The following is a 17693-nucleotide window of genomic DNA, read 5'->3' as shown; positions in this document are numbered from 1 at the left end:
TTAGAAACCTGAAATGCTTCAAGAATTAGAAAACAATTTTTCAGAATTGGAAAAAAAGATTTTGAATCTTCATAAAAGTCATCAAAATCTTTCTGAAAAGTTATCAGAGTTGAATAAAGAGCATGAAGACTTGAAGAAGAAATATGATGAGGAAAGAAAGAAAAATCAGGTATTAGCAGAAGAACAGAAAAATATAAAATTGTATTCAGCAATATCAGGAAATCCTGAACACAACAGACTCATGAAAAACCATATCAACAGGTTGGTAAAAGAAGTAGACTTTTGTATTGCGCAGCTTCAAAACAGTGGACTATAATGGAGGTAAGGAGAATAACCATCAACATTGCAGGAAGAGTATATCCGCTGAATGTACCCGCGGCAGAGGAAGAAACTTTGCGCAAAGTGGGGAAGCAGATTGAAAATATGATTAAAGATTTTGAACAGAATTTCGATGTGAGAGATAAACAAGATGCTTTGGCAATGTGTGCCCTAAAATTAGGAACCAATGCAGAAGTTGTAAATCTGAACTACGAAAAAAATATAAATTCAATCAACGAAAGATTAGCAAAAATTAATCAGACGTTGAATGAAGTCGGAAAGTAAATTTCCGAAAAAACTGCCTACAGTAATTCTAACACATTAAGGTAAACTCAACACTAAACAATTAATGTTCGAAAGTCTTTTCAATGGCGTGCTGCATTACGCAGATTACAGAGAGAAGGAATCAGATCAAATCGTGGAGATCAGGAGTTTACTCTAAATCACTGGATTATTGTAGGTTTTTTTATTTTTAAATTTAGACAATTAAAACTCAATATATATATGACAACAACCGCTATTATTATAGGCGTTATTTGTTTGGTAATAGGTGCTGTTTTAGGAATGGTATTTTCTAAAAGCTCTCTTAATGCTAAAGGCAAATTTATTATAGACGATGCAACAAAAAATGCCGAAAACCTTATAGAAAAAGCTAACGTACAAGCCGAATCCATAAAGAAAGAAAAAAATCTTCAGGCAAAAGAAAAGTTTCTTGAACTGAAATCTCAGCACGATGCAGACATTCAGTCTCGTGAAAGAAAAATGCAGGAGGGCGAAAAAAGAGTTAAAGACAAAGAAAACAAACTGAACGACGAACTTAGCAAAGCAGGTAAACTTGAAAAAGATTTAGATAGACAAATTGCTGACTACGCTAAGAAAACCGAAGTTTTAGAGAGAAAACAACAAGAATTAGACTCAGCAACTTCTAAGAAAGTTGAAATGCTTGAGAAAATTTCAAACTATACCGCAGAAGAAGCTAAATCTGAATTGGTAGAAACCATGAAAGCTGAAGCGAAAACTAGAGCTCAGGCGCATGTTCAGAGCATCATGGAAGAAGCTCAGTTGAATGCGAAAAGTGAAGCGAGAAAAATCGTTATCCAAACCATTCAGAGAATCGGAACAGAACAGGCGATTGAAAACTCAGTATCTGTTTTTAACATCGAATCTGACGAAGTAAAAGGTAGAATTATCGGTAGAGAAGGTAGAAATATCCGTGCTTTAGAGGCGATGACAGGTGTAGAAATCATCGTTGATGATACTCCGGAAGCTATTCTTCTTTCATGTTTTGATCCGGTAAGAAGAGAGATCGCAAGATTATCCCTTCACAGATTGGTAACAGACGGTAGAATTCACCCTGCAAGAATTGAAGAGGTGGTAGAGAAAACCAAAAAAATGATCGAAGAAGAGATTATTGAAGTGGGGAAAAGAACCATCATCGATCTTGGAATCCACGGTTTACACCCGGAATTGGTAAAAATCGTTGGTAGAATGAAATACCGTTCGTCTTACGGACAAAACCTTCTTCAGCACTCAAGAGAAGTAGCAAACATTGCTGCGACAATGGCTGCAGAATTAGGGTTAAATGTAAAAATGGCTAAAAGAGCAGGTCTTTTACACGATATAGGTAAAGTTCCTGAGCAGGAATCTGAACTTCCTCACGCCTTATTAGGAATGCAATGGGCAGAGAAATACGGTGAAAATCCTGAAGTAATCAATGCAATTGGTGCTCACCACGACGAAGTGGAAATGACTTCATTATTATCTCCGATTATTCAGGTTGCCGATGCAATTTCAGGAGCAAGACCGGGAGCAAGACGTCAGGTTTTAGAATCTTATATCCAAAGATTGAAAGATCTTGAAGCTGCGGCTTTAAGCTTTGAAGGAGTTTCAAGTGCTTACGCAATTCAGGCGGGTAGAGAACTAAGAGTAATGGTAGAAAGCGGAAAAGTAAATGACGAAATCGCTTCACAACTTTCTTACGACATCTCAGAGAAAATTCAGAACGAATTGACGTATCCAGGACAAGTAAGAGTTACGGTAATCAGAGAAACAAGAGCTGTTAATATCGCAAGATAATTCAGGTTTAAAATAAAATAAAGAATCCTTTCAAAGAAATTTGAAGGGATTTTTTTGAAATCAGGTTTAAAATATCGAGTTGTATTTATTAAAAGCAGATTAAATATTAGTTTTTTAGACTTAAATACTAAGAGTTTATATTAAATGTTATAAATAATATAAAATAATTTACAAAGTAGTTGTTTTAATTATTAAATTTGAACTTCAACTTAAAACCAAATTATTATGTTAAATGAAATTCTAAAAAACGCTAAGAAATTAAAAAGTGCTGACCTGAAAGACATCGTTGGAGGTGTAAGTGTAGATAATGCGACTCCAGATTTATCGCTTTGCGGATGCAGTTGTTCAGGTGCTGTCACGGGACCTAAGTACTGCCCAACTTATATTGGCTGTCTACAAGTATATACTTGTGATGATTTTGCCGTATAAATTAAAGATTTTTATATTTTTTAACTTAAAACCCAAATCATTATGTTAAACGAAATTTTAAAAAACGCTAAGAAATTAAAAAGTGCTGATCTAAAAGATATCGTAGGTGGTGTCGGTAAAATTGGTAAACCAGATTTGTCTCTTTGTGGATGTAGCTGTTCTGGTGCTGTAACGGGGCCTTTCTATTGTTCATCTTATATAGCTTGTCCACAAGTGTATACTTGTGATGATGCTGTTGCTATATAATTTAAACTTTCTCCAAAAAAGTAAAATCACAGAATTATGTCAAAGAAATTTTTGAATAACGCTAAGAAATTGAAAAGTGCTGATCTGAAAGATATCGTAGGAGGTGTCGGTAAAATCGGAACTCCAGATTTATCACTTTGTGGTTGCAGCTGCACCGGAGCAGTGACCGGACCTAAATATTGCAGTCAATATATAGGATGCCCGCAAGTAATTACTTGTTAATATTAAAAAATATTTAAAAATAGAAAGTCTTCCATTATTTGGAAGACTTTTGCATTTATTTATTGAAGAAGAAAGAATGGCTTTCAATGTATTTTTTACTCATCGAAATACTCTCAAAAATATCTCTCTCACTCGAATCCTGCTCAACAAACCAATATTCTAAACCAGCTTTTTCTCTGGCTTCAAAAATTCTTTTAAAATCAATAGTCCCATTTCCGATTTCTGCGAAATTTTCTGTTTCTTTCTGCATATCTTTCACATGCCACAATGGAAATCTTCCAGGATATTTTTCAAAATAAGTTAGCGGATCAAATCCTGCTTTTGCAATCCAATATAAATCAAGTTCCATTTTAACCAAATCCGGCGAAGTATTTTCTAAAATGAAGTCATAGAAATTCTTTTGATCATCCATTTTTAAAAATTCAAAATCGTGATTGTGATACGCAAGTTGGATTCCGTTTTGCTTTGAAATTTTACCAGCATTTTCCAAAACTTCCAGAAGTTTTCGGTAATTTTCAAGACTTCTTTCGGCTTCGGGAAGATAAGAGCAAACGGCGTATTTTGCGCCGATATAATTTAGATCATCTAGCGTATTTTCCCAGTTTTTTAAAAGTGTCCCTTCATCTTTATCGGTGATTCCGGTACGATGATGCGAACTGATGACTTTTAAACCTGTGCTATTTAAAATAGATTGAAATTCATTTCTGTTTTTGCCAAAAAAAGTTCCATCATATCCATAGATTTCTACATCTTTATAACCTAAAGAAGCGATTTTCTCGAAGGCTTTTTCCAGATTTTGAGAGACAGCGTCCCGAATGGTATAAATTTGTAAAGCTAAACGTTGGTTTGTGTTCATAGATTTTGAGATTCCGCAAGAATATAATCCCAAAAAACCTAAAGATGACAGTTTCAAAAAATCAATTCTCTGCATAATTTTCTGTTAAAGAAAAGGTTTCATTTCATCTTCAATTTGCGTTCTGAGCTCCATCAGACGTTTGGCATACATTTCCTGCTGTTTTTCTTCATTGGTTTCCGGAATCCATTTAGGAACGGGTAATTTTTTACCGTTTTCATCAACGGCTACAAAAACGATAATGCAGTGTGTTTTTTTATCAAAAATCGGTTGTTTAAGGTTTCTTGAGAAGACATTGATCGAAATATGCATACTCGATGAGCCGGTATAGATGACTTGAGCCTCAACTTTTACGATTTCTCCGATTTTTATTGGCTCATAAAAACGAATTCCGCCTACATAGACTGTTACAGAATAATTTCCGCTCCAAGTTGTTGCGCAGGCGTATCCTGCCTGGTCAATCCATTTCATAACGCTTCCACCATGTACATTTCCCCCATAATTGACATCTGAAGGCTCCGAAATAAACTGAAAAGTCACAGGCTTATTATCCATTTTTATTTAAATTTTAATAAAGATATTCATTAATTATCACAAAGTGAAATTAAATAGCTGTTTTTCCATATTAAAGTGGTATCTTGTAATAATATCCAATTTGGAGAGAAATTTTAAAAAATAATTAATTAATATATAGATGAAGAAAGTATTTTATCTTAATAGTTGCGACACATGCAGAAAAATTTTAGCAAAATTTGATCTGAGAGACTGGGAGATGCGCGAAATAAAGAAAGAGCCTATCACACAAGAAGAAGTGGAAGCCATGCATAAAATCACAAATTCTTACGAGGATTTGTTCAGTAAAAAATCAACCCAGATCAAATTGAGAGAACTTGATTTGAAAACAATGGGTGAAGACGATTTCAAAGAGTTGTTGTTAGATCATTACACGTTCTTGAAACGTCCGGTTTTCCTTACTGATACGGAGATTTTCATAGGAAACGACAAGAAGAATATTGAGAATTTAAGAGCTCATTTCAACGGAAATAATTAAAAATTTTTCTGTCAAAAAAAGTAAAAAAACCACAGAGCAATCTGTGGTTTTTTGTATGTAAAAGCAGACTAGCCAAAAACCAGCTGCAAATAGTAATATGCTAAACGAAAGGCATTTTAACAACTTTCGCAGGAATATTTTTATTTCTAACCTGGATAAAAATTTCAGCTCCCAATTTGAAATGAGGCTTATCAACATAAGCGATTCCCAAACCGATTTTCTTCATTGGAGATTGCGTTCCGGAAGTTACTCTTCCAATCACGTTTCCTTCTGCGTCTACCACAGGATAATCATGTCTTGGAACACCTTTATCAGTTAATTCAAAACCTACTAATTTTTTGGTAACTCCTTCTTCTTTTTGTTTTGCAAAAATATCTTTAGACACAAAATCTTTATCAAATTTTGTGATCCAGCCTAACCCAGCTTCGATAGGAGAAGTTGTATCATCAATGTCCATTCCGTACAAACAGAAACCTTTTTCTAATCTTAAAGTATCTCTGGCAGCCAATCCGCAAGGAATAATTCCTTCGTTTTCTCCAGCTTCAATGATTGCATCCCAAAGTTGTACTGCATTGTCATTTTTAAAATAAATTTCAAAACCACCGCTTCCTGTGTAACCAGTATTTGAAATAATTACATCACTTACTCCGGCTATTGAACCGATTGTAAAATGGTAATAAGGAATTTCTGATAAATTAGTTTCAGTTATCTTCTGAAGAATTTCAGTCGCTTTCGGTCCCTGAACTGCCAAAAGAGACATTTCATCTGAAGCATTCGTCATTTTTGCACCGAAAGTATTGTATTTTGAAATGTGATTCCAGTCTTTTTCAATGTTTGAAGCGTTGACAACTACAAAATATTTGTCGTCTTCCATTTTGTAAACGATAAGGTCATCTACAATTCCGCCATCTTCGTTCGGAAGACAAGAGTATTGAGCTTTTCCGTTCTCAAGAGCATCAACGTTATTGGTTGTTACAAACTGCAAAAGATCTTTCGAGCCTGCACCTTCAATGAAAAACTGTCCCATGTGAGATACGTCAAATAATCCCGCTTTTTCTCTTACTGCAAAGTGCTCTTCCGTCACTCCGGAATATTGTACAGGCATATCAAATCCTGCAAAAGGTACTATTTTCGCTCCCAAAGAAACGTGTTTATCGTACAAGGCTGTTTTCTTCATGTTTATTTTTATTTATAAATATTCTTAATTTGAAAAGTGAAAATCTTACAATAAGATTCTATTTTTTTATTTTAAAACTGTCAAAAGTCTCGTTAAAAACTTTCATATAATTTCCATTCCAGTATTTTTTTTGGCAGTTGATGCTGACAATATAGATTTCTTTGCTTTTTTGAAACACTTTAGTGATCCAGAAAAGATTTTCTTTTTCGTCAAAATATTCGTAAAAATACTCTGTGTAACCTCTTTTACCACTGCCGGTCTTAATTTTTTTCTCGTCATCCGAAGAATTGTAAAGAGCAAGAATGAATTTCTTGGTTTCGGCTTTGGGAAGTTCTAAATCATGATATTCAGAAATGGTTATTGCACCAATCTGGTTGGTCGGAAAAATGTTAACAATGCCTTCATCGTTGGTTGCTTTCCATGTATCTGGCATGGTCAATGAGTAATTTTCGCTTTCAAAAACTTTAGTATCTGATTTCTGACCAAACAGACCTAAAGAAATAACGAGAGCAAAAAGAAATACTATTCTTTTCATTATAGGTGCTTAAAAATTGTGTTTGTATTCTTCTAAAATAATTTTAAACCATTCTGTAAATTGTTCAGGATATTCTGAAATTTCTTGATCCAGATCTTTCATGGAAATGTATCGAACTTCCTCAACTTCATTTTTATTTAAATTAAAGTCTGCATTGTAAGTTCCTGTAAAAACATAATCGAGCTCATGCTCCCAAAGTCCGCTGCCAACGTCTGCTTTATAGATGAAGTTAAATTTTTCTGAAAGTTCAGTTTCTATTCCCAATTCTTCTTTTAGTCTGCGTTTGGCTCCTTCAAGATAAGATTCGCCATCTCGGGGATGAGAACAAACAGCATTCGTCCATTGGTTAGGAGAATGATATTTCTCTGCCGCACGCTTCTGCAAGAGCATTTCACCTTGATCATTAAATAAAAAAACAGAAAATGCACGGTGTAGCAAACCATTGATATGAGCCTGCTGTTTTTCCATCAAACCTAACACTGTATCTTCAGGATTTACTAAAACTACGTATTCTTCCATTCCTACAAATTTAAGTTTTAATCATGATTACGTAAAATATTTGAGTGAAATTTTTAATATTTATGAAATATTGGCTTTTTTTAAAATAAAAATAACACGCTAATTTTGTGAAAAATGCAATAGAATACTTGTTTTTACTTATTTATAAAGATTTTTATTGTTAAAATTTTAACATAAACTAAGATTAATGTAAGTCTTTGATCAATAATGTGTAACTTTGCGCTTTAAAAATTTGAACGATGGAGCTAGATTATATTGAGCATATCAGTCCGATTCTGAAGGACGGAGTTAAGAATTATTTAATTGATATTGACGGAACAGTTACAGATGACGTTCCTAATGAAGAACCGGAAAGAATGGTTACTTGTCTTCCTTATCCTGATGCATTGGAAACGGTAAACAAATGGTACGACGAAGGTCACCAAATCTGTTTTTTCACATCAAGAACTGAAAATTTAAAGCAGATTACCATTGATTGGTTAGACAAACACGGATTCAAATATCACAGTGTATTGTGCGGAAAACCAAGAGGTGGAAACTACCACTGGATCGACAATCACTTGGTAAGAGCTACAAGATATAAAGGTAAATTCACTGATTTGGTTGAGAAACAAGTAACCATTGAAGTTTTTAAAGATTAAAATCTAATTGAAGATTTAAAAATTGAATAAATAAAGTTTTAAACGACTTCCATTTTTTAATTTTTAAATCTTTCATTTTTAATATATAAAGGAATATGAAAGTTTTAGCAAACGATGGCTTAGATCAATCGGGGATTGATGCATTAACGGAAAAAGGTTTTGAAGTAATCACTACAAAAGTTCCGCAGGAGCTTTTGATGGATTATATTAATGAGCACAAAATCCGTACAATTTTGGTAAGAAGCGCAACGCAGGTAAGAAAAGAATTGATTGACAATTGCCCATCGATCGAGATCATCGGTAGAGGTGGAGTGGGAATGGATAATATTGATGTAGATTATGCAAGAGGAAAAGGAATTCACGTCATCAATACTCCTTCGGCTTCTTCAGAATCTGTTGCTGAATTAGTGTTTGCACATTTGTTTTCAGGAGCAAGATTTTTGCAGGATTCAAACAGAAAAATGCCTCTGGTAGGTGATACAGAATTTGCTTCACTTAAAAAAGCGTATGCTGCAGGGATCGAATTGAAAGGAAAAACCATCGGAATCGTTGGGATGGGAAGAATCGGTCAGGAAGTGGCAAAAATCGCTTTAGGTCTTGGTATGCGTGTGATTGCTGCTGATAACATGATCGGTAAAGCGAGTATAAAAGTAACTTTCTATAACAATCAGTTTATTAACGTTGATATAGAAACTGAACCTTTACAGGAAGTTTTAAAGCATTCAGATTTTATTACGCTTCATGTTCCGGCTCAGAAAGAAGGTTTCATGATTGGTAAGAATGAATTTGACATCATGAAAGACGGCGTGGCAATCGTAAACTGCTCAAGAGGCGGTGTGATCGATGAAGTTGCTTTAATAGAAGCTTTAGATTCAGGAAAAGTGAAGTTTGCAGGTCTTGATGTTTTCATCAACGAGCCTACTCCTTCAAAAGCGATTTTAAATCATTCAAAAATCTCTTTAACTCCTCATACAGGTGCTTCAACTTTGGAAGCTCAGGATAGAATTAGTCTTTCTTTAGCAGAGCAGATTTCAAGCATTTTACAGATTCATTAATTTTGAATTTTTAAGAATAAATAAGAAACGCCGCAAATTTTTGCGGCGTTCTTATTTTATATATTGTTCTTAGTTTTCAACAAATCTCTGATTTCCATTAGTAATTTTTGATCTTCAGTTGGTCCTGCAGGAGCTTCCACAACGGTGTCTTCTTTCTTGCTTAAACTCGCAATTCCTTTGATGAGCATAAATAAAACAAATGCTACAATGATGAAACTGATTACCGAAGACAAGAAATTTCCGTATTTCACTCCGTTCCATGAAAGTTCTGCAATATTTTTTACATTTGCTTTTTCCAATGCCGGATTCAACAATAGAGGTGTAATAATATCATCAACAAATGATTTTACAATTGCACTGAAAGCTGCACCGATGATGACACCGACAGCAAGATCGACAACATTGCCTTTAAAAGCAAAATCTTTAAAATCCTTAACAAATCCCATAATTTATATTTTTTTAAATGTTTAACACAAAATTATCATTTAAAAACTTTAATCATGCAAATTTCGGTTAGTTTTTACGATGATAATTGGATTATTTTTAATTTATAATCATTAATTTTAATAAAAATAGGCTTCAATGAAAATTTTAACAGCAGAAAACATCAGATTAGCGGATGAGTTTACCATAAAAAACGAACCTATTTCTTCAATTTTATTAATGGAAAGAGCTTCTTCCGCTTGCGTAAATTGGATTGTTGAAAATTGTAAAAAGCATACGAAATTTGCGGTTTTTTGTGGAAATGGGAATAACGGCGGAGACGGTTTTGCTATTGCCAGATTATTGTATCTGAAAGGTTTTGATGTACATGTTTTTATTGATCAGTCAAATGAAAAATTCTCAGGGAATGCTGAAATTAATTATAAAAGATTAAAAGAATTTTCTGGAATTTCAATTGATAATTTTAAAGAAATCAACACCATTCAGTTTAGTCAGACTGTGATTATTGATGCACTTTTCGGAACAGGATTATCGAGAAAATTAGATGGAATCTATGTTAAATTAATCGATACACTGAATAAACTTAATCAAATTAAAATTTCTGTTGATGTTCCTTCAGGATTGTTTTCTGATAAAATTTTAGAAGAAAATCAAACTGTTTTTAAAGCTGATTATACTTTAAGTTTTCAGTTTTGGAAACGCAGTTTTTTACATCCTGAAACCGGAAAGTTTGCGGGTAAAGTTTTGATTTTAGATATTGATTTAAGTGAAGAATTTATAGAAAAAGCTGCAACAGATTATTTTGTGATTGATGAAACAATTGTTTACAAAATTTTTCAACCAAGAAATGATTTTGCACACAAAGGAACTTATGGCAAATCGGTTATCGTTGCAGGAAGTTACGGTAAAATAGGTGCTGCAATTTTAGCTACGAAATCAGCTTTGAAAACAGGATCTGGATTAACTTTTGTGCTGGCTCCCAATTGTGGATACGAAATACTTCAGATGACTTGCCCGGAAGCAATGTTTATTTCTGGTGGCGAAAAATTGATAGAAGAAATTGAAATTCAGGATAATACTGTCTATGGAATAGGTCCGGGTTTAGGAACAGATTCTTTAACGGAAAAAGCATTGTTGAAATTTTTAGAACAAAGTTCAACACCATTGCTACTAGATGCGGATGCTTTAAATAGTATTGCTAAAAATAAAGACAGTATCAATTTAATTCAAAAAAACTCGATTATTACTCCGCATCCTAAAGAATTTGAGCGATTGTTTGGTTCAACTAAAAATTCATTTGAGCGACTGGAATTGGGAAGAACTAAAGCACAAGAATTACAGATTTATATTGTGTTGAAAGATCATCACACTCAGATTATCACTCCGGAAGGAAAGGTTTATTATAATATCACCGGAAACTCAGGTTTGGCAAAAGGCGGCAGCGGAGATGTTTTGACGGGGATTATCACTTCACTTTTAGCTCAAAATTACTCTCCCAAAAATGTGTGTATTTTAGGAGTTTGGCTTCACGGAAAGGCTGCAGATTTTGCTTCTCAGAAATTCTCAAAAGAAGCCATGCTACCGACTGATGTTATTGATGAACTTGGAAATGTATTTTTGGAACTCAACAAAAAAGCCACAACAGTGTTGTGACTTTTTAATGATATTTTTAATTTTTCTTAAACCGTTTTTTCTGTTTCGGGAAGAGTTTTATTGTATTTAGAATAAAACATAATTACTAACCCAGCAATCATAAAAGGGATTGAAAGAATCTGTCCGGTATTCAAACCTGCAAAAGAAATTACTTCATCTCCCTGAGGCATTTTCAGGAATTCTACAAAGAATCTGATGGCCCAAAGAAGGAAAAAGAACAATCCGAATAACCATCCCTGCTGATATTTTTTGTCTGTTTTTCTGTATAAAACCCAAAGAATCACAAATAAAGTTACATAACCCACCGCTTCAAATAATTGAGTAGGATAACGTGTTACCGTTAATCCGTACTCGCTGCTTTGTTGTGGAAATAATAATGCAAATGGTGAGTTCGGGTCAACAGGTTTACCAATGATTTCAGAATTAAAAAAGTTACCCATTCTTACAAATGCACCTCCGATGGCCACTACAATTCCTAATCTGTCAAAAACCCAAAGCGGATTTTTTTTCACGATTTTATAAGAATAATATAATGTTGTTGCAATCACAGCAAGTGTTGCTCCGTGACTTGCTAATCCAGCAAATCCGGTGAATTTTAAACCATTTTTTGTGCTGATTGGTAAAAATACACTCCAAAAATCTTCTTTGAATAATTCAGGTTGGTAAAAAATAACGTGACCTAATCTTGCTCCCAAGATCGTTCCTATTAATGTCCATGTAAAAAATGGTTCTACATATTTTGTATCAACTCCGTCAATAGAATACATTTTTGTCATCAGGAAATACCCGATTCCAAAAGCGAAGATGAACATCAAACTGTAAAAGTGTAAAGTAACCGGACCTAAATGAATTCCTGTAGAAGGATCCCAGATTTTAAAAGGAGTTTCAAGCTCTACTGTATCAGAAGATTTGATTTGATTTGGAATTTTTGCAGCATATTTAAGAGCTTCAATATTATCTTCAGTTATTTTAATGTTCTCAACCAATCTAAAATCTTTGTCAAAAAACTGATAATTGTTTGCTTTAAATTTCCCTAAAATAATAGAGCTGTTGACGTAATGTGAAACTTCTACATTTGATTTATTTAAAATAACCAAAGTATTCTGTATGTTATTTAAATTGGCAAAAGAATCAAGTTCTACAAGTTCTGAAGTTGCGAAAATTTTCACCGGAACGTCAGTAGAATTTACTTTTAAAGTTCCCTCAGACAAGGAATTATTTTGTGCAAAAAAACACTGGGTAATCAATGCAAATGCAAAAAGGTAAATTCTGAAAAAAATATTACTCATTTTTATTTTTTTAATAGGTCGTTTATTCAAAAATATTATTTTTTTGGAGGTACGGGATCATAGCCGCTTCCACCCCAGGGATGACACTTAGCAATTCTTTTTAATCCTAACCAAAACCCTTTAAATATACCATGTACTTGCAGCGATTTAACCATGTAGTGCGAACAGGTTGGCTCGTATCGGCAGTTTTTGGGAAGCAAAGGCGAGATAAACCATTGGTAAAATCTGATTAAAATTACCAAAGGCGATGTAATGATTTTATTGAATGTAAGTTTCAAAACAATGCAAAAATAGGCTAAAAAATTGAAAATTAGTTTAAATTTGTTAGAAGTTTCGGAGTGATGAATGGTTGTTTGTCGGATAAATCAATGTGTTTATCGATTTTAAAATTTCTTGATGGAAGCCAGTCTTATTATTGAAAATCTGTAACTTTTAATTAAAATTTCACTTTAAATCAAACTATACATTTTGAGTCAAAATACTCCATTAGCCGAAAGAATGAGACCGAAAACTTTAGATGAAGTTTTGGGGCAGGAACATCTTACCGGCGAAAAAGGTACACTTAGGAAAATGCTGCAGAATGACACCTTAAATTCACTTATTTTGTGGGGTCCGCCAGGAACGGGTAAAACTACTCTGGCAGAAATTATTTCAGAAAAATCCGGAAGAAAATTTTATAAACTTTCTGCAGTATCATCGGGTGTGAAGGATGTGCGCGATGTAATTGATGAAGCCAAAAAACAAAATTTGTTTTCCGGGAAATCGCCGATTCTTTTTATTGATGAAATTCATCGTTTTAATAAATCACAACAAGATTCACTGCTTCATGCGGTAGAAAAAGGTTGGGTAGTTTTGATTGGTGCAACCACAGAAAACCCCAGTTTTGAAGTGGTTTCGGCATTGCTTTCCAGAAGTCAGGTGTATATTTTAAAAGCTTTGACACATGAGAAACTGGAAGAACTGATTGATATTGCTCTTGAAAGATTTAATAAAGATGAAAAAACTGATTTCACTATTAAAGAAAATCAGGCTTTCATTCAATATTCGGGTGGTGACGGGAGGAAATTGATTAATTCGGTGGAATTGGTTTTGAGTCAGTTCATCAATTCAAATACGAAAGAAATTTCGAATGATAATGTGATGGAAGTGCTTCAGGAAACGATGGCGCTTTATGATAAAAATGGAGAACAGCATTATGATATCATTTCAGCATTTATCAAATCGATGCGAGGAGGTGACCCGAATGGCGCAGTGTATTGGTTGGCGAGAATGATTGCCGGTGGCGAAGATATTAAATTTATTGCCCGAAGAATGCTTATTTTGGCGTCTGAAGATATTGGTCTGGCCAATCCAAATGCTTTGGTGATTGCAAACAATTGTTTTCAGGCGATAAATGTAATCGGAAATCCTGAAGCTAGAATTTTGTTGAGCGAAACTGCAATTTATCTGGCGGTTTCGCCGAAAAGTAACTCAGCATATGCAGCGATTAATGATGCTTTGGCTTTTGTGAAAAAGACTGGAAATTTGCCGGTTCCGCTGCATTTGAGAAATGCACCGACTAAACTGATGAAAGATCTAGATTATGGTAAAGAATATAAATATGCTCATTCTTTCGAAGGCAATTTTGTCGATCAGGATTTTTTACCGGAAGAAATAAAAGACGTTAAGTTCTACGAACCCGGAAATAATGCCACAGAAAAGAAAATCTACGACGAGCTCCAAAAAAAATGGACAAATAAGTACTAAAAAAAACGGATATTCAAAGTTGAATATCCGTTTTTAAATATAATAATTCTAAATATTATTTCTTATTTGTAGTAATAACCAGCGCTTTTTTACCATCTACAGTTTCTACTTTGTAGTCAGCAATCATGTCAGCGAAGATGTGTACATCGGTATTTTTGAATTCATATCCTTCAATAAAAACGGGTGTATCTTTTGGAAGCCCATTTTGAGCATTAAAATCAGCTAAAGCCATACGATCTAAAGTTCCGAAATCTTTTTTGAATTTTACTTCAGCCAAACCGTTGTCAGCTAAATAATCAAATTTCTTAAGGTTTTGAGGAAGATTTGCTTTCGTTTTAAAAACATTTACGCTCTGAACGACTTCTTTTCTTGAATCGAACATTGCCACAGTACCTACAGCGTCGTTACAGATTGCAAATTTTACAGTAGGATTTTTTTGAGCAAATAAAGTTGCTGAAGCAAATATTAATAAAGAGTAAAGGATTTTTTTCATATAACAGATATTTTATTATTTCAAATAATCTTGCATCGACTTATAGAAGCTTGTTTGCTGTGTTTTATCAACATTAATTCCTTAAATTAAAGTATTAGTATTAAAAACGTGATAAATATACTTATTTTTTACAGATTGTCAATAAAAAATTAAAATAATTTATAAAATAATGACAAATAATAGATTTTGTTGTTGTTTTTATTGATTTTCTTCAAGAGATTCATCTTTTTTATCTACCAAGTTTCTGATTATATTCTTAAGTCGTTGGAACATAAATGAACTCAAGAGCAAGATAATTCCAAGGATGATAAATGCGATAATTCTTGAGACATTATCCATTTGCCAGACGTCGTAAGCGTATAGTTTTAAAACCATAATTCCGAGTAAACTGAAACCGATTTTGTTGAATTCCTGAATTTCTTTTTTTAAACCAAAATAAATGAAAATACAAGCCAAAACTGCCCAGATAATAGGCAAATATAATATGCTGAAGTGATTCTGAAGGGTATAAATTTCCTCCAAATTATTTGCATTAATCAGTAAATATGTTCTAAATAATTCGAAACTGAAAGCAAGAACAATAATTAAAGAGGTCACCCAATAGGCTAAGTTATTTTTAATGAAATCTGATTTCGGAATTATTTTTAGAATTAAATAAATCAGTGGTAGAATGTACAATAAGTGAACAAAGTAAAACCCTACCTCAATTTGCTTACTGATGATTTCCGTTGCAACCTGTGAACTTGATATATGCGTGAAGAGCAATAAAAGAAAAAGATAAATCATTCCGGTCTGGAAATCTCTGCTGATGCTCAGTTTTTTGCCGAAAAGAATCAACGCAAATAAATAATACAAAGTAAAAAGGAGACCAATGGTAAGGATAAAAACCAAATTTTCATCCGAAATATGATAGATAATTTCAAATAAAACTGAAAAATAAATAACCGAAATGCATAAGAATTTAAATACATTCTCATAAAACTCCAATTCAGATTTTTCTTCTTCAGAATCTTTTTTCAGTAAAAATAAATTCATGAAACAGCTTCCAATTACAACCAAACTTGTAATAAAAACCGGATTTAAAATCACATTTAAAGAAGTTGAATCAAAATACCTCGCCCAAGTGATCATTTGAGACAAAATAACCATTGGAAAAAGGACGTAAAAGAAAACTTTGAAGATTTTGTGATTTGTTTTCTTCCAGATATAGAGTAGAAGGCTTGCTTCGATTGCCCAAACACTTGTAGTAAGATGAGTTCTTAGCTCAAGTGCAAATGCTAATGTGATAAGGCTGATGGTGATGCTTGCAAAAACTGAATAGTTAATGCCGAAATTTTTCTTTTGATATTCTCTGTATAAACCAAAAGCGTTGATGACGGCAAAAGCAACCGGAAATACAGATACAGGAAACATTTGCAACTCATTAAAAATATAAACTAAACCTGAGACTGCCGAAAAATTAATCAGCACAAGCATTAATATATCAAGCTGCAACAACAGATTCTTTTTAATATAATTCTGTAAAGCAAATGCATAAAATATAATATATGTAATGCTGTAAAAAGGAATACTTGTCAACGTTGGATGATCTGTAGTCCAGGCGAAAAGATAGATTGAGGTGAAAATAAAAGATATCCAGCCAATACTTTTCCAATGTTTGAGATAGGCGATAATCAGCATTCCAATATTTAAAACAGATAAATAAGTAAACAGGAAAATATAGTTGTTTTGCCCTGTGCTGATCATTAACGGCGCTAAAAATCCACCAAATATAGAAAATATGATTAAAATTTCACTTTTGTAATAGGAGGAAAGAGCGATTGAAATCACGGTAATCAAACATGTTATCAAAAACGCTGTATTTTGTGAAAAAATCTGGTACTCACGAAAGGCAATCGTTGTTGTAAAGTAGAGTACAGCCACGCCGCCGCCCGTAATTATGGAGGAGAATACCGTGTAGTTTTTCCTTAAAAAATGTCCTATTCCTATGATGCTGATACCAACGATGAAGCCGATTCCTGCTCTGGAGGTCTCGCCAATCCAGTTTTTGTCGATGGCATATTTTACAAAATATCCTATTCCTAAAACTAGTGTGAAAATACCAATAATAGTGAGTGCATTTTGTTTTAGAAAATCAAAAACAGGGGTCAGCCAATCTTTCTGTGGTTCGGGTTCTTCAAAATTGGTTGCAATGATATTGGGGCTTTCAACTTCTGTATTTTGACTGATAAATTGGATGGGTTCTGGGATGTTATCTTCATTTTCAGTCTTCTCAACTGAAGGAATTTCTTTTTTAGATAAATCAGAAATCTTTTTTTCTAAAATCTCTATGCGCCTATTAAGTCTATAATAAACCAATATGAGAATCACTATTAACATGACAATTAAAGAAGAAATAGAACTCATATACTTAGATTTGTCATCAAATATAAGAATTTGAGAAATAGAGGTCAATAAAAAATCCATTGTGTGAATTTTACAATGGATTGTTATTTATTTAATTTTCTTTCCAGTTTTCTTCGATGAGCTTCATCAAAAAGTCGGGACATTTGATGACTTTGTTGGTAGCGGCATCCAAAAAGAAAAGGGTAGTGCGGGCTTCAGTGATTTTTATTTTTTCTTCGTTGTAAATTTCATATTCAAATTCTATTCGCACACCCGGAATTTTTTTTACATAAGTATGAATTTCTAATTTTTGATCGTATAAAGCTGGTTTTAAATACTTAATATTGTAATCAGAAACCGGTAGCCAGATTCCAAGCTTTTCAATCTCGTCATAAGATATCCCTATGCTTCTGAAAAGTTCTACTCTTCCCAATTCAAAATATGCGGCGTAGTTGCCGTAATATACGTATTTCATAGGGTCGGTTTCTGCGTAACGTACTCGTATTGTGTGAGTTGTGTGTATCATCTTGAGGTTTGATTTATACATACAAATATATTTTT

At 33.4% G+C, this 17693-nt stretch carries 22 protein-coding genes; 11 read left to right on the top strand and 11 right to left on the bottom strand.

Annotation, left to right across the window (positions count from 1 at the left end; translation table 11 throughout):
- The first annotated feature begins 13 nt into the window (after window positions 1–13).
- The 6 genes from MQX03_RS05735 to MQX03_RS05710 all read left to right on the top strand — a co-directional run bounded on the left by MQX03_RS05735 (window position 14) and on the right by MQX03_RS05710 (window position 3291).
- On the top strand, window positions 14–316 hold the full coding sequence (locus MQX03_RS05735; protein ID WP_059123884.1) for a hypothetical protein: 303 nt from the start codon (window positions 14–16) through the stop codon (window positions 314–316).
- Window positions 316–603: a cell division protein ZapA gene (locus tag MQX03_RS05730; RefSeq protein ID WP_242802035.1), complete on the top strand. Its 288-nt coding sequence runs from the start codon at window positions 316–318 to the stop codon at window positions 601–603. Before MQX03_RS05735 ends, MQX03_RS05730 begins: the two co-directional genes overlap by 1 nt.
- 219 nt (window positions 604–822) lie before the next feature.
- The gene (gene rny, locus MQX03_RS05725) at window positions 823–2394 is read left to right on the top strand and encodes a ribonuclease Y (RefSeq protein WP_129534114.1); all 1572 of its coding nucleotides are present in this window, start codon (window positions 823–825) and stop codon (window positions 2392–2394) included.
- Window positions 2395–2619: 225 nt separating this feature from the next.
- Window positions 2620–2823, top strand: coding sequence for a hypothetical protein (locus MQX03_RS05720; RefSeq protein ID WP_129534113.1), 204 nt, complete (start codon window positions 2620–2622; stop codon window positions 2821–2823).
- Window positions 2824–2865: 42 nt separating this feature from the next.
- Window positions 2866–3069 carry a hypothetical protein gene (locus MQX03_RS05715; protein ID WP_242802034.1) on the top strand — a complete coding sequence of 68 codons (204 nt, stop codon included), beginning with the start codon at window positions 2866–2868 and terminating at the stop codon, window positions 3067–3069.
- 36 nt (window positions 3070–3105) lie between these two features.
- Window positions 3106–3291: a hypothetical protein gene (locus MQX03_RS05710; RefSeq protein ID WP_242802033.1), complete on the top strand. Its 186-nt coding sequence runs from the start codon at window positions 3106–3108 to the stop codon at window positions 3289–3291.
- 55 nt (window positions 3292–3346) lie between these two features.
- On the opposite strand, the gene MQX03_RS05705 is transcribed toward MQX03_RS05710, so the two are convergent.
- On the bottom strand, window positions 3347–4222 hold the full coding sequence (locus tag MQX03_RS05705) for a sugar phosphate isomerase/epimerase family protein (protein ID WP_242802032.1): 876 nt from the start codon (window positions 4220–4222) through the stop codon (window positions 3347–3349).
- A gap of 9 nt (window positions 4223–4231) precedes the next feature.
- Window positions 4232–4699, bottom strand: a complete 468-nt coding sequence (locus tag MQX03_RS05700) for an acyl-CoA thioesterase (protein WP_047442845.1) — start codon at window positions 4697–4699, stop codon at window positions 4232–4234.
- A 139-nt stretch (window positions 4700–4838) separates the two neighbouring features.
- Here MQX03_RS05700 and MQX03_RS05695 point away from each other — a divergent pair, with 139 nt between their 5' ends.
- On the top strand, window positions 4839–5195 hold the full coding sequence (locus tag MQX03_RS05695) for an arsenate reductase family protein (protein ID WP_129534108.1): 357 nt from the start codon (window positions 4839–4841) through the stop codon (window positions 5193–5195).
- A 100-nt stretch (window positions 5196–5295) separates the two neighbouring features.
- Here MQX03_RS05695 and gcvT read toward each other — a convergent pair whose 3' ends face one another.
- The 3 genes from gcvT to idi are packed head-to-tail and all read right to left on the bottom strand — an operon-like array spanning window position 5296 to window position 7426.
- Window positions 5296–6372: a glycine cleavage system aminomethyltransferase GcvT gene (gene gcvT / locus MQX03_RS05690; protein ID WP_242802031.1), complete on the bottom strand. Its 1077-nt coding sequence runs from the start codon at window positions 6370–6372 to the stop codon at window positions 5296–5298.
- 58 nt (window positions 6373–6430) lie between these two features.
- Window positions 6431–6907, bottom strand: a complete 477-nt coding sequence (locus tag MQX03_RS05685) for a hypothetical protein (RefSeq protein ID WP_242802030.1) — start codon at window positions 6905–6907, stop codon at window positions 6431–6433.
- A gap of 9 nt (window positions 6908–6916) precedes the next feature.
- Window positions 6917–7426 (bottom strand): isopentenyl-diphosphate Delta-isomerase, encoded by a 510-nt coding sequence (gene idi, locus MQX03_RS05680; protein WP_242802029.1) that lies wholly within the window; start codon window positions 7424–7426, stop codon window positions 6917–6919.
- Window positions 7427–7665: 239 nt separating this feature from the next.
- Here idi and MQX03_RS05675 point away from each other — a divergent pair, with 239 nt between their 5' ends.
- Both MQX03_RS05675 and MQX03_RS05670 read left to right on the top strand, forming a co-directional pair.
- The gene (locus MQX03_RS05675) at window positions 7666–8067 is read left to right on the top strand and encodes an LNS2 domain-containing protein (protein ID WP_129534104.1); all 402 of its coding nucleotides are present in this window, start codon (window positions 7666–7668) and stop codon (window positions 8065–8067) included.
- 95 nt (window positions 8068–8162) lie between these two features.
- Window positions 8163–9122: a D-2-hydroxyacid dehydrogenase gene (locus MQX03_RS05670; protein WP_242802028.1), complete on the top strand. Its 960-nt coding sequence runs from the start codon at window positions 8163–8165 to the stop codon at window positions 9120–9122.
- A 56-nt stretch (window positions 9123–9178) separates the two neighbouring features.
- On the opposite strand, the gene mscL is transcribed toward MQX03_RS05670, so the two are convergent.
- The gene (gene mscL / locus MQX03_RS05665; protein WP_229984538.1) at window positions 9179–9568 is read right to left on the bottom strand and encodes a large conductance mechanosensitive channel protein MscL; all 390 of its coding nucleotides are present in this window, start codon (window positions 9566–9568) and stop codon (window positions 9179–9181) included.
- Between the two features lie 136 nt (window positions 9569–9704).
- On the opposite strand from mscL, the gene MQX03_RS05660 reads away from it, so the two are divergent.
- Window positions 9705–11219 (top strand): NAD(P)H-hydrate dehydratase, encoded by a 1515-nt coding sequence (locus tag MQX03_RS05660; protein WP_242802027.1) that lies wholly within the window; start codon window positions 9705–9707, stop codon window positions 11217–11219.
- Between the two features lie 26 nt (window positions 11220–11245).
- Here the strand turns inward: MQX03_RS05660 and lgt are convergent, their stop codons facing one another.
- Together lgt and yidD are read right to left on the bottom strand one after the other, a co-directional pair.
- Complete coding sequence (gene lgt, locus MQX03_RS20450) at window positions 11246–12091, bottom strand: prolipoprotein diacylglyceryl transferase (RefSeq protein WP_317224556.1); 846 nt, start codon at window positions 12089–12091, stop codon at window positions 11246–11248.
- 452 nt (window positions 12092–12543) lie between these two features.
- On the bottom strand, window positions 12544–12786 hold the full coding sequence (yidD, locus tag MQX03_RS05650) for a membrane protein insertion efficiency factor YidD (protein ID WP_185145176.1): 243 nt from the start codon (window positions 12784–12786) through the stop codon (window positions 12544–12546).
- Window positions 12787–12976: 190 nt separating this feature from the next.
- Here yidD and MQX03_RS05645 point away from each other — a divergent pair, with 190 nt between their 5' ends.
- Window positions 12977–14254, top strand: a complete 1278-nt coding sequence (locus tag MQX03_RS05645) for a replication-associated recombination protein A (protein WP_242802026.1) — start codon at window positions 12977–12979, stop codon at window positions 14252–14254.
- Window positions 14255–14309: 55 nt separating this feature from the next.
- Here MQX03_RS05645 and MQX03_RS05640 read toward each other — a convergent pair whose 3' ends face one another.
- From MQX03_RS05640 to MQX03_RS05630, 3 genes are all read right to left on the bottom strand, one after another.
- Window positions 14310–14747 carry a hypothetical protein gene (locus MQX03_RS05640; RefSeq protein WP_242802025.1) on the bottom strand — a complete coding sequence of 146 codons (438 nt, stop codon included), beginning with the start codon at window positions 14745–14747 and terminating at the stop codon, window positions 14310–14312.
- Window positions 14748–14945: 198 nt separating this feature from the next.
- Complete coding sequence (locus MQX03_RS05635; RefSeq protein WP_242802024.1) at window positions 14946–17213, bottom strand: DUF2339 domain-containing protein; 2268 nt, start codon at window positions 17211–17213, stop codon at window positions 14946–14948.
- Window positions 17214–17244: 31 nt separating this feature from the next.
- The gene (locus MQX03_RS05630; RefSeq protein WP_242802023.1) at window positions 17245–17658 is read right to left on the bottom strand and encodes an acyl-CoA thioesterase; all 414 of its coding nucleotides are present in this window, start codon (window positions 17656–17658) and stop codon (window positions 17245–17247) included.
- Window positions 17659–17693: the final 35 nt, after the last annotated feature.

The sequence above is a fragment of the Chryseobacterium aahli genome, from assembly GCF_022699665.1.
GTDB lineage: Bacteria > Bacteroidota > Bacteroidia > Flavobacteriales > Weeksellaceae > Chryseobacterium > Chryseobacterium aahli.
The sequence above is the reverse complement of the archived record's forward strand: the minus strand, read 5'-3'. Positions and strand labels throughout refer to the sequence as shown.

Coding starts and splice junctions, on each gene's coding strand:
- MQX03_RS05735 (WP_059123884.1), top strand. CDS start 14: ATGCTTCAAGAATTAGAAAACAATTTTTCAGAATTGGAAAAAAAGATT.
- MQX03_RS05730 (WP_242802035.1), top strand. CDS start 316: ATGGAGGTAAGGAGAATAACCATCAACATTGCAGGAAGAGTATATCCG.
- rny (WP_129534114.1), top strand. CDS start 823: ATGACAACAACCGCTATTATTATAGGCGTTATTTGTTTGGTAATAGGT.
- MQX03_RS05720 (WP_129534113.1), top strand. CDS start 2,620: ATGTTAAATGAAATTCTAAAAAACGCTAAGAAATTAAAAAGTGCTGAC.
- MQX03_RS05715 (WP_242802034.1), top strand. CDS start 2,866: ATGTTAAACGAAATTTTAAAAAACGCTAAGAAATTAAAAAGTGCTGAT.
- MQX03_RS05710 (WP_242802033.1), top strand. CDS start 3,106: ATGTCAAAGAAATTTTTGAATAACGCTAAGAAATTGAAAAGTGCTGAT.
- MQX03_RS05705 (WP_242802032.1), bottom strand. CDS start 4,222: ATGCAGAGAATTGATTTTTTGAAACTGTCATCTTTAGGTTTTTTGGGA.
- MQX03_RS05700 (WP_047442845.1), bottom strand. CDS start 4,699: ATGGATAATAAGCCTGTGACTTTTCAGTTTATTTCGGAGCCTTCAGAT.
- MQX03_RS05695 (WP_129534108.1), top strand. CDS start 4,839: ATGAAGAAAGTATTTTATCTTAATAGTTGCGACACATGCAGAAAAATT.
- gcvT (WP_242802031.1), bottom strand. CDS start 6,372: ATGAAGAAAACAGCCTTGTACGATAAACACGTTTCTTTGGGAGCGAAA.
- MQX03_RS05685 (WP_242802030.1), bottom strand. CDS start 6,907: ATGAAAAGAATAGTATTTCTTTTTGCTCTCGTTATTTCTTTAGGTCTG.
- idi (WP_242802029.1), bottom strand. CDS start 7,426: ATGGAAGAATACGTAGTTTTAGTAAATCCTGAAGATACAGTGTTAGGT.
- MQX03_RS05675 (WP_129534104.1), top strand. CDS start 7,666: ATGGAGCTAGATTATATTGAGCATATCAGTCCGATTCTGAAGGACGGA.
- MQX03_RS05670 (WP_242802028.1), top strand. CDS start 8,163: ATGAAAGTTTTAGCAAACGATGGCTTAGATCAATCGGGGATTGATGCA.
- mscL (WP_229984538.1), bottom strand. CDS start 9,568: ATGGGATTTGTTAAGGATTTTAAAGATTTTGCTTTTAAAGGCAATGTT.
- MQX03_RS05660 (WP_242802027.1), top strand. CDS start 9,705: ATGAAAATTTTAACAGCAGAAAACATCAGATTAGCGGATGAGTTTACC.
- MQX03_RS05640 (WP_242802025.1), bottom strand. CDS start 14,747: ATGAAAAAAATCCTTTACTCTTTATTAATATTTGCTTCAGCAACTTTA.
- MQX03_RS05635 (WP_242802024.1), bottom strand. CDS start 17,213: ATGGATTTTTTATTGACCTCTATTTCTCAAATTCTTATATTTGATGAC.
- MQX03_RS05630 (WP_242802023.1), bottom strand. CDS start 17,658: ATGATACACACAACTCACACAATACGAGTACGTTACGCAGAAACCGAC.